12 protein-coding genes and 1 CRISPR repeat array (1 of these 13 cut by a window edge) are annotated in these 13105 nt (G+C 28.4%); all 12 genes read left to right on the top strand.

Translation table 4 applies throughout. The features are described 5' to 3' along the window. Window positions 1–491: a CRISPR direct-repeat array (repeat unit 36 nt; unit sequence GTTTTAGTCCGCTGTCATTTTATTGTAGAATATAAC) (it extends 1129 nt beyond the left edge of the window). Window positions 492–662: 171 nt separating this feature from the next. The 12 genes from E7Y35_RS06710 to E7Y35_RS06765 all read left to right on the top strand — a co-directional run bounded on the left by E7Y35_RS06710 (window position 663) and on the right by E7Y35_RS06765 (window position 12988). After that, the gene (locus E7Y35_RS06710; RefSeq protein ID WP_283272213.1) at window positions 663–1286 is read left to right on the top strand and encodes a PTS sugar transporter subunit IIA; all 624 of its coding nucleotides are present in this window, start codon (window positions 663–665) and stop codon (window positions 1284–1286) included. A 24-nt stretch (window positions 1287–1310) separates the two neighbouring features. Then, window positions 1311–4067 carry a hypothetical protein gene (locus E7Y35_RS06715; protein ID WP_283272214.1) on the top strand — a complete coding sequence of 919 codons (2757 nt, stop codon included), beginning with the start codon at window positions 1311–1313 and terminating at the stop codon, window positions 4065–4067. 2 nt (window positions 4068–4069) lie between these two features. Next, on the top strand, window positions 4070–6223 hold the full coding sequence (locus tag E7Y35_RS06720) for a hypothetical protein (RefSeq protein WP_283272215.1): 2154 nt from the start codon (window positions 4070–4072) through the stop codon (window positions 6221–6223). A 198-nt stretch (window positions 6224–6421) separates the two neighbouring features. Next, window positions 6422–6973 carry a hypothetical protein gene (locus tag E7Y35_RS06725; protein WP_283272216.1) on the top strand — a complete coding sequence of 184 codons (552 nt, stop codon included), beginning with the start codon at window positions 6422–6424 and terminating at the stop codon, window positions 6971–6973. Window positions 6974–7002: 29 nt separating this feature from the next. Next, entirely contained in the window at window positions 7003–8571 is a 1569-nt protein-coding gene (locus E7Y35_RS06730; protein ID WP_283272217.1) for a PTS transporter subunit EIIC, read from the top strand. Between the two features lie 166 nt (window positions 8572–8737). After that, window positions 8738–9208: a DUF262 domain-containing protein gene (locus tag E7Y35_RS06735; protein WP_283272218.1), complete on the top strand. Its 471-nt coding sequence runs from the start codon at window positions 8738–8740 to the stop codon at window positions 9206–9208. Window positions 9209–9458: 250 nt separating this feature from the next. Further along, a complete protein-coding gene (locus E7Y35_RS06740; protein WP_283272219.1) occupies window positions 9459–9878 on the top strand; it encodes a hypothetical protein in 420 nt (139 codons plus the stop codon). 3 nt (window positions 9879–9881) lie between these two features. Further along, window positions 9882–10241, top strand: coding sequence for a hypothetical protein (locus E7Y35_RS06745; protein ID WP_283272220.1), 360 nt, complete (start codon window positions 9882–9884; stop codon window positions 10239–10241). Window positions 10242–10390: 149 nt separating this feature from the next. Beyond that, window positions 10391–10594 carry a hypothetical protein gene (locus tag E7Y35_RS06750; RefSeq protein WP_283272221.1) on the top strand — a complete coding sequence of 68 codons (204 nt, stop codon included), beginning with the start codon at window positions 10391–10393 and terminating at the stop codon, window positions 10592–10594. 288 nt (window positions 10595–10882) lie between these two features. Beyond that, window positions 10883–11431, top strand: coding sequence for a hypothetical protein (locus E7Y35_RS06755; protein WP_283272222.1), 549 nt, complete (start codon window positions 10883–10885; stop codon window positions 11429–11431). A gap of 49 nt (window positions 11432–11480) precedes the next feature. After that, a complete protein-coding gene (locus E7Y35_RS06760; RefSeq protein ID WP_283272223.1) occupies window positions 11481–12350 on the top strand; it encodes a hypothetical protein in 870 nt (289 codons plus the stop codon). 17 nt (window positions 12351–12367) lie between these two features. After that, complete coding sequence (locus E7Y35_RS06765) at window positions 12368–12988, top strand: hypothetical protein (RefSeq protein WP_283272224.1); 621 nt, start codon at window positions 12368–12370, stop codon at window positions 12986–12988. Window positions 12989–13105 lie beyond the last annotated feature (117 nt).

Raw genomic sequence — 13105 nt, forward strand, 5'->3', positions numbered from 1 at the left:
TCCGCTGTCATTTTATTGTAGAATATAACGGTCAGGCCCCTGAGTTCTTGGCTATGTCTGTTTTAGTCCGCTGTCATTTTATTGTAGAATATAACCTTACCGGCTAAAGCCGAAGTTAGCATTGAGTTTTAGTCCGCTGTCATTTTATTGTAGAATATAACCAAAGTTTTTAAAATTGTTATTGTTTTTTAGTTTTAGTCCGCTGTCATTTTATTGTAGAATATAACAGGATTTAATTGAAAAAGAAAATACAATTGGTTTTAGTCCGCTGTCATTTTATTGTAGAATATAAACACAATCAACTTTCACGAATTTGATTGGAAGTTTTAGTCCGCTGTCATTTTATTGTAGAATATAACCTTCATTAATTTTAGATACAAAATTAGTAAGTTTTAGTCCGCTGTCATTTTATTGTAGAATATAACTTAACTTCTTATCCGCTCCTATATCGCCAGGTTTTAGTCCGCTGTCATTTTATTGTAGTGTATTACATTATGCTGAAGCGTTAATCATTCCAGCAGGAATTGATGAATATGCAGTTGAACCAGGACAAGAAGGTGAAGAATGTATTATTCTTAAGTCATATGTCCGATTTTAAATTAATTCATTTTATATTAAAACCAAAAAATAATAGATAGTAATATACTAAGGAGGTAGTATTAATGGAGACACAGATTTTCAATGAAAACTATGTTTTATTTGATTCAACAGCAACAACGCAAATTGCGGCTTTGAATGAAATTGTTGAAATAGCTGTCAAAAATAACATTGTTGACAATAAAGAATTATTGTTAAATGCATTATTAAAAAGAGAAAACGAGATCTCAACGGGTTTAGAAGATGGGTTTGCCATTCCGCATGCGCGAATCAAGGAAATTAAAAAGATTAGTGTTATTTTTGTTAAATTTAAAAATAGCATTGATTGAAAAAGCCTTGATGGACAACCAGTTAAGATTGCAATCGCATTACTTGTTCCAGCATCAGAACAAGAAAGTAGTCATTTAGAATTATTAAGTTCGATTGGAGAAGATAATATAATTAAAAATATATTTAATTATATGCCAACGGTTTTTGATGATTTTGATATTGATGTATCTTTAGTAAAGGCGGTTTTGACTTCTGAAATTAAGGCAGACGAGGCAATGAATTATGTTTATGGTTCAGATTCACGAACATATAATAAGGATATGCTGGTAGTTAATGTTAAAACAACATTAAAGATGGGTAATATTACTTCAGATATTACAATTGATGAGCAGTTAGCTTTAAACATTTCATACGTTTAGTAAGAAAGGGAAAAGTATATATTTATGGCAAAAAAGAAATTATCTGTGCGAGAAATCGTTGATAAAATTTTTAGTGTGGGACAAAAACCAATTTGAAAATCAAAACGTTTTATCAGTTTGATTTCTAGTGTTACATTATTAGGTGCGGGTGGTATTACAGCAGGATGCATTTTAGCAAGTCAAAATAGCAGTGTTCAAACTTACTATCAATTTGATGATAAGTATTTTAGTACTAAAACAGCGGCTGTTGCATATGCAATGAGTAGTGCACAAAGAAAAAATCTTAGTTATAATACTAATAATTATCTTTTTGAGGGGCAAGTTTTTAGTACGCAATCAAAATTAAATGATTATATTCAAGAACGTTTTCCAATTAGTACTATTAAAACAATTCGTAATCCAGGAGAATATGTCATTAATAGTAGTGGTGAATTATCGCGTGATGTTTTAAGTGCCTCATATGAAAAACCAACTACGGTATATCGTGGGAATGATGGCAGTGCTTATTTAACAAAAGACGAAGCAGCTAGTACGTTTTATAATTATCAAAAAGTATATAACATTGAAGGACAAATTCGTTATAACGAATATGAAGCCCGAGAATTATATGAAAATTCAATTAAGAAAAAACTAGAGGATTCTTTAACAGGTAAAACAACGTGTTATTTGCAAGGGGCAATTTGTCAAACAGAACAAGAAATTAAAAATTGGTTACGTAGTAGTGTTAAAAATGGGTTTGAATATCGTGGACAATATTTCTCGGATTATAATTTTTCAGAATTTTTAACTGTAATGAATAGTATTGATGAGTATACTGTTAATAAACATGTTAAAGAAGTTATTAATCCAGACAAAAATTCATATTGAATTTCACAAGATAAAGGTAATGATTATTTAAACAGTTATTTTATTGGGCCAAAATATGTTGAAACAACACAGAAATTACCCGGAAGTTTAAAGTTTAAAGAAGTTAGTTCTTTTACTCCTTCAATTTTCTTTGCACCATTAGCATTTGGGGCAGTTGATAGTATTAATAATTTGCTTTTTAGAGAAAAAGTTCAAAAATTTGATTGAAATTCATGGACAACTATTATAGATTACTTAAATTTTTTACATAATAATATTTCTAATGAAAATTATCAAAAGTTAATTAATACAATAAAAGATTTACGACTTCCTCAAAACATATTTCAAGATTCTGTTACAAATTTAGGTAATATTAAGGATGACAGTTTTACTGATTTTCATAAGTTATTAGTTGGAATGAAACGAATGTTAACTTATACGAAAGTATATGCTTCATCAGTTACCAATGGGGCAACAAAATTAGGGAATGCTTTTAAGGGAATTATTGTTGATATTTTAAATAATAATAAAGAAACAATGGGAGTTTTAATGCATTCTGATAAAGGGGCAAATGAGTTACTGGATTCTGGGATTTCTTTTGATGATATTTATAATATGTTTTTAAATCAAGGGGCATTCTTTGAAGAAGGTGGTAATAACCGGAAAATATGAGACATTGCTCAAAAAATTCAATCCTCGGTTGATAACATCATGAGTGTTGTTGATGGAGCAAATAAAATTGCTGATGGGTATCAAAATCTTTATAAAAAGAGCAATACTAGTGATAAACAAATTCAAACTGGGCGTAAGCAATTAAGTCATAATTTAAAAAGTGCAATTGGTAGTGCAATGGGGAAAATTTTAAGTAAGTTGAAACTTGTTGGGAAAGCGTTACCAATTGCGAATATTTTTAGCGGGATATGAGAGTTAAGTAAAACTTTTAGTTTTATTTCTTTAAAAACATTGGAAGCTAAAATTGATCATAATAATTCAATATATTATGTAACACCAACCTTCAAATTACCAATTCTTGATATTGAGTTTACTTCTTCGCAGCTGAAAACAAGCGTCACACCTTTAGCAACATCAGCATTAAATTATATGTTGCCATCTGGAACAAATGCTAAAGACCAAAAATTATATGAATTTAATGATCATTATTACTTATCAAAAGCGGCGGCAAAAGCAGATTTAATTCGCCAAATTTATTTGCATCCGGAGCGTTATGTTTCAAATCGAAAATTAATGATTAGTATCATGGCCAAAGATGTACCATATTGATTACCTGAAACAATTAGTAATGCAAATATTTGTGGCACAACAGCTGATGATAGCAATTGTATTAACCAGGTTGATTATGATTCTGCGGTAAGTGCAGAAAAAGATAAGTTTATTAATCAAATTTTTACAGAACATTTTAAACCAAAGGAGCAAAGCTTTTATTTAGATGGATTTGGTAATTATTTTTTAAGTAAAGATGAAGCATTAGCTAGTTTAGCGGAGAATGTTGCACTCGGTAACTTTGCTGTTACATATCGTTATCAAACAAGAACCGGTAAAGTATTTTTTGCAAATAGTGAAACTGAAATGGTTAATTTTATTAATAACAATGAAATGATTGATAACAAACAAGTTATTAACAGTGATTTAATTACAACATCACATTATAATAATTTGTCAGATTATTTAGGAATGAAGTTTGATATTTATACCTTAGATTATTATGGTGATCAAAAATATTTTATGTCAGAACAGCAAGCTTGAAATTATTTATGAAATCATATCAATTATCAAACTTTAAACTTTGATGCAACAATGCAGGAATTTAAATTTGGAACAAATGCCTTTTTCAACAAAAACGATTTTATAACCTGAATTAATGCTAAGATTGTTGCGGTGCAGGGCAAGAAAGATGATAGAAAGGTCGTGAATTAAAAATGTTAAAGTTATTAGTGCTAGCAACATCAATTTTTACGATTACACCAACTGTGACTTCTGGTGTTTATTATGCCACAGTTGAAACAACAAATGATTATGCTATTAGTCGGGAAGTTCTTCGCGAAGATATTTTAGCGCATCGTGTGTATGGTGGGCAAGTTAATTATAGTGAATATGATGGACAAACCTTTTATTCTGATGAAGCATTAAATGAATATTTATTAAAAAATAATAAAGTGACTTCCGTGTTAACAGCGTCAAACCCAAATAAAATCATTAAAAATTATGAGCATATGACGTTAGATCCAAAGAAAATTTATGACACTGATTTAAATAATTTTCAGCAATTATATCGCGATGCGTTTGGGAATGTGGCATATACTCGTCAAGATGCTTTAAATACTTATACGAACGAAGGGTTAGTAAAATCACAATATAGTTATGATGGTTTTTATTGGTTTGATACACCAGAAGAAGCAAAGATTAATGAAAAGTATAAAATGAAAATTAATAAGTCATTATATTATATTTATAATAATCAATATTATAATGCTTTTAATGACCAAGATATTAACGCGTTAGTTTCGTTAATGGAAGAGGGCTATTATGCTAATATTAACCAGTCATTGCTAGAAAAACCATTAATCAAACCAATTGTGAAACAAGGAAATAGTAAGTTAATTTATGATTTGTTAAAAAAAGATTTACGCAAAGATTTTAATGGTGATTATTATAATACAGTTACTAAGACAGAAACTAAGTATCGCTTAGCAATTGCTCCAACGGGAAGTCATCGCTTGACAGTACACTATTCTGATTTAAATGGTAAGCATTTAGAAGGCGAAGATTATTATGCGGGAGCTAGTCCAACGATTGAATTTACCAATGTTGGGGTCCAAAAAAGTGGACACGATTTGATTAATTGGTTTAAAACGGGGGGAACTTGACAAGTAAAAACAGAGGGAGGTTTAGGGACTGGCCGCTATTATTTAACTCGTAATTTTACCGGAATTTATAAAAATAAAAATGTTAAAATTGGAATTAATTTAGTTCCTAGTTGAAGTGCCGCTTTTGGAAAAACAAAAGCACCTCAAATTAGTGACTTTCAGCTTGTTGATCAATCTGTGGGGAAAATTAAGTTATATGCTAACTCTAAACAAAGTGCTAATCAGTTTTTAGATGTGACCGCAGAGAAAAAGGGTGTTTTTTCGAACGGGAATATTACAACAGAAGACAAAAATCACTTTTATGATACTTGATATGATCGTTATTTTAACAGTGTTTTAACTAATTTTGGGGTAAATAATAACCGTCAAGTAACTTATCATGATATTAAAAATGGCAATTATATTACAAATCCTACTTTTAATGGTACGAATGGGCAAGGCTTTATTTATAAGGATAAAGCTTATGATGTTAATCCTAGTAAAGGATATAGTCAATCATTAATTCAAAGTTACTTAAATTGAATTTCTGTCAAAGAAAAGCTATTAGAAAATCCGGTTACTCGTGATGGCCAACATTACTATCAATTACGTCCTGACTTTTTAGCAACAGCAGAACAATTAGATAAATTCTTGTATTTGGAGGGAAACTTTCAGACAAAATTAATGTATTCTTATTCACCAGACCCTGATATTTCTGATCGTGATGGGCGAATGTTAGCAGTAACATTACAAGAGGCAAAAGAGAAAGAATTAATTAATAAAAATCGGACATTACGAAAGCAATATTTGGCATATGATGTTTTTGGGAACAAAGAAGTAACAACAAGTAGTGCTAGTGCGGCACTTCAACAGTTAACAAATAAAATTCAGTTAACATCGAAGTTTGTGCATAAAAATGAAATTAAAACATGGGACCCAAGAATTAAACGATCATGAGATTTAACAATTTCAGATGGTCGCTATGTTGTGTATCGAATTAATGATCCAAACCAAGCGGGGAAATTTATATACTTTGCCTCGCAAGATTTAGCGTTAGCAGCTGTTAAAACAGCAGCAAAACTGACCTCAGCGGTTAATAAACTGGAGAAATCAGTTTATTTATATAGTTATACTGCCCAATCAAACGTAGTTATTCCCTTTGTTTTTTATGATAATGATGTTGATAGTGTTATTACTAAGATTTATCAATATGAACAGTGAAAGTAGGCTTTGCGGTGAGTTCTAGTGGTTTGAGCGGTTTAATAGAAACCAAGTTATTTAATTAGTTTTGCTTTTTTTCCAAAATAAAATATGATATGATTAATGGTATAGAATAGTTAATAACTATTTTTCGTATCAACTTGTATTAATCATTTAGCAATTATCAACAATATTAATTAAATATAAAGAAGGAGTTATTTAAATATGAAGAAAACATTTTTTACCATTTTAACAGCTTCAACGTTAGGATCAACGTTAGCACCAACGCTTACTCAACAGCAAGCAGCAAAGCCACCTTTAACATGAGATATTGGTGTAATGTCGGGAAATGATTCATTCCCAGTTGCCAAGCGTGGGATGAAATTTGTTACTAATACTAACACACCATTAGTTTTTAATTTTTTAAATTATGCTAATACATGAGAAACATTTGTTCAACAATATCCTTATTTTAAGTTTATTAACTCAAGTATTGCAACAGGGTTAAAAGGAGATAACAAACAAAATAACCTTGATAATGTTGTTTATCGTACGAGTGATTTTAATACCGGGACTTCAGGATTAATGTTTACAATGGCAGAAGTTAGGTCAAACTTTATTGGTGATTATATTGTCTTATCGGTTTTCGGGATGTTATTAAATAATACAATCCAGTTCGGTGTGATGTATAATCTAAATATCACACAGCAATACGCTACCCCGTATCCATTTTATAACTCAGTAGCTGGTACAATCCAGTTTATGAGTAACAGGTAGACTTTAAGATTACTGGGCATTAATTACAAATGTCAAAAATTGATAAGTTATACCAAATCAAAAAAAATGGGAAGGGCTATAATAATAATAAAATTAAAGTTAGAGATATATATGAACGATTTATTAAAATTATTACTCTAATAATTATCCCATTGTTGTTGATTGTTTTAATTTATGGAATTGGTGCCATTTTAAACGATTATAGTGAAAATCAAGTCTTAATTACAATGGGCGATGTTTTCATTAAAATTGGGAAAGCTGTTTTTAATAATTTATCAATTATTTTTTGTCTTGTCACTGTTATTAGTATTACTAATAATGTTAAAGCCGTAGCAGTTGCTGTTACTGGCTTTTTGGTTTTTTCAGTAACACAATTTGCTTTAATTCAATATGAGGTTAATTCTGATGGCACATTGTATGTGACTAGTATTTTATTTTTCTATCAAGGTGATAATTTAGCATTATTTTTAGGATCAACCTTCGGAATTGTTACTTTAAATACTTCAATCTTTGGTGGAGTTATTGTTGGTGTTGTTTCATCATACATTTATTACAAGTGTATTGAGTTAAGAATGCCAAAATCATTAGGCTTACTGAACGGTTTTCCGTTCGTAAGTATGATTGTGGTGTTTGCTAGTATGTTGTTAGCAGTGCTATTTTTATTATTATGAATTGTTTTAGCAATGTTCTTAAATAAGATTTATTATTGAATGTGGAGTCAAACTGCGCGTCATTTTTTGGGAGCAGCCCTTGTGTATGAATTTTTAAATATCTTATTAGTACCATTTGGGTTTAAAGACATTTCATCAAACTTATTTGTGCAAAGTAATTCACAATTATTAACGCAACAAGAATTTATGGACTTATTTCGACAAGTTTCATATAATTATGGTTGACAATATAATATTTTTACCCAAAGTTGAAATCATGCTAGTATTCAAGCTGTATGAACATATTTACAACAACCAAACTTACTTGATAGTAAACTATCGTTAATTCAATGAATCTCAATCTTACCATTTAATCGTTTACCACAAATTAATGGGATTGAAACTGGTTTATATAATTGGTTTTTATATAGTAAGAATATTGGTGATTTATTTCAATTGAAGTTGCCCCCAAATTATGCCATTGTGTTTGGTGCTTCATTAGGGGTTAGTGTTGCAATTGTTTTAACTAGCAAAAACGAAAACCGGATCCCAACAGCGCTTTTAATGTCAGTTGTCGTGTTGGTGACAATTTTAACTGGTAATAATATTATCATTAACTTATTTATTTTCTTAGCTTCACCATTATTATATTTTGTGGTTTATGCGCCGATTGCAGGGTTAAATGGCTTATTTATGTCAATGCTAGGCGTTCATATTTGAGTATCCTTTACGGATGGTTTAATTGACTTTATTTACAAAGGGATTTTACCAGCAGCAAAAGGAACCCAGTTCTTCTGAATCCCAATCTTTAGTGTGATTTGGTTTGTTATTATTACACCTATTTTTGCGAAAGCAATTGTCCGCTTTGATTATCCTTTTGTTGGTCGTCGTGAAACGATTTTACCACGAATTACGCACAAGAAATATCATGAGATTTGGAATCATTAGAAATTTGAACTAAAATTAAACCTAATGTTTTAGATTTTTATTATAATTATTTTTTATTTATTTAAATGACTTAAGTATTTAATATTTTAAAAAATTTATTAAAATAAAAATTAATGAAATATAAAAGTAGTTAACTATTTTAATTATTATGTGAAGGAGTTTAAATATGGAAATTTTAAAAATACTAAATAAAAAAATTATTGAGGAAACTAATTTTTCTAATGATAAGGAAGAGGAAATATTTGATGATTCTAGTGATTTAGATATATATGGAGGTATAAAAAGGAAAAATATTTACAAGGAAAGACAAGATAAATCATTAATTGATTTAAAAAGAATGATTGATGATGAAGAAATTATTTTGCAACCAGATTTTCAAAGAAATTATGTATGAAGTCAGGCAAATGCTTCTTTATTTATTGAATCTTTACTTATGGGTGTTCCAATTCCTACAATTTTTATTTCGGAAAATAGAGATAATAAGTGAGAAGTTATTGATGGGCAACAACGTTTAACCACAATTATGAAGTTTTTCAATGATGATTTTTTGCTAAAAAAACTATCAGTTTTAGAGGAATTTAAAAACAAGAAGTTTTCATTATTAAATTCAGATGTACAGTTATTTTTAAAAATATAGTACTACAAGTCTTAATAATAAAGAAAGAGACAGATCCGGGTATGAAATATGATATTTTTCTAGGTTAAATAAAGGTTCAATTAGTTTAAATGAACAAGAGTTAAGAAATTGTCTTTATAATGGTAGTTTCAATATTTTATTAAAAATATAGCAATTCAATTACGAAAATATAATATTTTTACAGATAATATGATTAAAAGAATGTTGATATTGAAATAGTTTTAAGATTTTTGCAATGTATAATTTATATATGAAAAATAATTCATTTGATAATTATAAAGGGTTAACTACTGAATTGACAAATTATATGAGAGAGAATGAAAACATAGATGAAGGAACAATTAATAATTTAAATGTAATTTTTAATGAATCTTTTAATAAAGTTTATTCTGTTTTTTCAACAAATATATTTAAATTTTTTGATCCAATTGAAAAAAAATTTAATAATACAATTAATAGATCGGTTATGGATATACAAATGTGTGTTCTTTCTAAATATTCTATTGATAAAATTAAAAGAAATAAAAACAAAATTTTAGAGGATTTTAAACGTGCTTTCTCTACAGAAGAATTTCGTGAATCATTAAAGATACATACAAACAATATTGAGGCAATTAGAAAACGTTTTAGTGTTATGGATAATCTTTTGGAAAAGATTATGGGTAAATAATTTATGAAAACACCATCTGAAAATTTTCATATAAATTTAAATTCTTTAACAAAAATATGTAAATCTTTAGAGAAGAATGAAGTTTATTTTATAGTCTTAATTAGCATGATTTTTACATTTTTTGAAAAGTTTATTAAAGAGTTGATTCAATTTAAGAATTCTAAGATTTTGGAAAAATTACAAGCTTCTCCTAAATATATTTTTGATTTTAATGAGCTTGAAAAGTCATTTTATTTTAGTTCAAATAAAGGTGAGATTTCTAATTTAGTTCAGAATGTAGGAAAACACAATGAAGAGTTTAATTTAAATAAAATAAAGGATTGTATAGATAATTTAAATGATATTTTTCTCCAAAAAATTTAATAGAAAATATTGATGTTCCTGAATTTAATTTTAGACAAAATACAAAAAAATTAATAAAAATATTTAAATTAGAATTTGGTGACAAAATATTAGATCAAATTAAAGTTAATGATTTATCAGTAGATACTCAAATACCTATAAAATCATTTGTGTCTGTTACAACTATTGCGGGTATAGATTTTTATGAAAGATTTTTATCAATTCCTAGAACAAAAGCAATTCATGATGCAACAATAGATGAGAATTTTCAAAATGAAATTATTAATAAAAATAAAATTGATGATTGAATTAATTCAGTGAAAGATTTTATTAAGAAAATAGAAGAATATGTATTGAAGATTATTGAAAGTTAATTTTTATAATTAAATAAATTATAAAAATCATATGTATTTGTAATTTACAATATAAAAAATATTATTTTCCCAGATTATATAAAATTTATATTATATTTAAAGTTTTTGTAAAAAGTATTTGTAGTATGATTATATATTTAGCAGTAAAAAAACAATAATTTTTTAAAAAATTATTGTTTTTTTACTAAAATAAAGTTATAACTAAATTAGGTAAAGGTTTTACGAAATCTTATCTAAACTACCAAAAATTTATAATAACAATTTAATAACAGAAAGAAGGAAAAAATTATGGGAACATTATTAAGTCTTTTAGGTTCAATCGGAATTATCAGTAGTGGTGCTAGTACTGCTGCTAGTGCAGCAACTATTCCGGCGGGAACGTATATTATTAATGCTAGTGCCTCATCGATGATTGATCTTGTTAGTAAAGAAGTATCCGGAATTCTGAATGCTAATTCAACATGAATTTTAACCATTGAGAAAGCAATTTATACTGGGGAAAAGATCACGACTGATATTATTGCTGAAGCAATGATTGCATTAGAAGAAGCAGCTAGTTCAACAGCTGTTATTTTATCAAATGATGCAGCTCTTGCAACTGCTGCTGAAGCATTATCAACATCGACTACTGTTGAAGGTGGTCTTCTTGCGGGGTCATTAGGAACTGCTCTTCAAACATTAGGTATTTCATTGGCAATTGCTGCTGTAATTTATGGCGGTTATTATGCTTATCAAAATTGAGATAGTATTAAACATTTTGCGAATGAAACACTAAAAATAACCGAACATTATCTTTCAACAGCAACGGATTATTTAAAAGGGTGATGACCTTTTTAATTCATAATTAAAAATAATACCAATTTAAAAAAAGAAAAAAGTAACTGTTATGAAAAAACTTTTATGTGTGCTCAGTACAGTTGTTTTATTGACTAGTGGAGTTTTATCTATCGCTGTCAATAAAACAACTGCACCAGTAGCACAACAGAAAGATAATGTCGGTCAAGAAGTGGTGGATTGAAAGCAAGTTGAAAATTATTTTAGTGTTGATTCATTTGAAGCATTATATCAAGTTAACTTTTCAAAAAATGCTAATAATCCACCTATTATGTCAGAATTAGTTAATAAAGCACGGCAAAAATCATTAGAATATATAAATAATTTTAAAACCAAGAATTTTAATTTAAATCAAATAACAAATTATTTAAAAACAAATATTAAAGATTTTAAGCAAAACTTTCAAGTTACTCATAAAAAACAAACATTAAAATTACATTCTTATGTTGTTTTAAAAGCACCTGAGAAAGTTTTAGACAAAGAAAAAACAATTACCAATACGTTAAATGCAATCAGCAAAATTAAAATTATTAATACTGGAATTTATACGGCTGCTACTATTTCTGAGATTGCTGCTGCTGGTTTTTGAGCAACATCGTGATGATTTGGGATTAGTATTCCGTGAGCTATTGCAGCAACATCTTTGGGAGCAGCATTATATACAATTTATTATGCAGTGAATACGTTTCTTATTGACAATGATATTTCAAACAAAAATTTATGAGATAGTCTTTGATGAGTAAAAGATATTACTTTTTTTGCAACAAGTCTTTCATATAGTTTAATTTATAATACGACAATTTTAATAGCTGAAGGTACAATCACAGCAACATCATGGGCAGTTCCAGCTGCTTTTGCGATGGTTGGTATTTTATTTACCACATGAGCATGATTAAAACTATATATTGAAGACATTATTTAAGAAAGAAGGAAAAAATTATGGGAACATTATTAAGTCTTTTAGGCTCAATCGGCATTGCAAGTAGTAGTGCTGGAGTTGCGGTAAGGGCAGCTAGTACAACTAATACAACAATTGGGTTGTGAGATTATGTAGTAGGGATAAAAAATATTTTAACTGATCCTGGTTTATTAAATGAAACTTATGCATTGTATAATGCGGCAATGGGGCAATTAGGGACATTTTTTAATCTCCTAAGAACATTTCAATGAAGTAATTTTTATAATGAAATATCATCCTTAGGAATGACAACCAAGAACTTATTAATATATGCTAAAAATATTGCCCAACGAATTGATCAGTTAATTCCTGATACCTTTTTATCATTAGAAAACCTTACTGGGTCAGGACTTGCTGAAATTGAATGAATCACAGCAGGTTCAACATCAGTTACTATTGAAGGTGGTCTTCTTGCCGGGTCATTAGGAACAGCAATTGAAACATTAGGCATTTCATTGGCAATTGCTGCTGTAATTTATGGCGGCTATTATGCTTATCAGAATTGAGATAGTATTAAACACTTTGCGAGTGAAGCATTTAGAGCAACTGAACATTATTTTTCAACAGTAGCGGATTATTTAAAAAGTTGCTGGCCTTTTTAATAAAATTTATTAAAAATAGTACAAATAATTTTAGAGTTAATTTATTTCAAAATTAAATATCATTTTCTAAAAAATGAGAATATCTATGGTGTGATATTCTCATTTTTACTTTTTTTA

This window comes from Spiroplasma sp. SV19, from assembly GCF_030060925.1.
Taxonomy (GTDB): Bacteria; Bacillota_I; Bacilli_A; order Mycoplasmatales; family Mycoplasmataceae; genus Spiroplasma.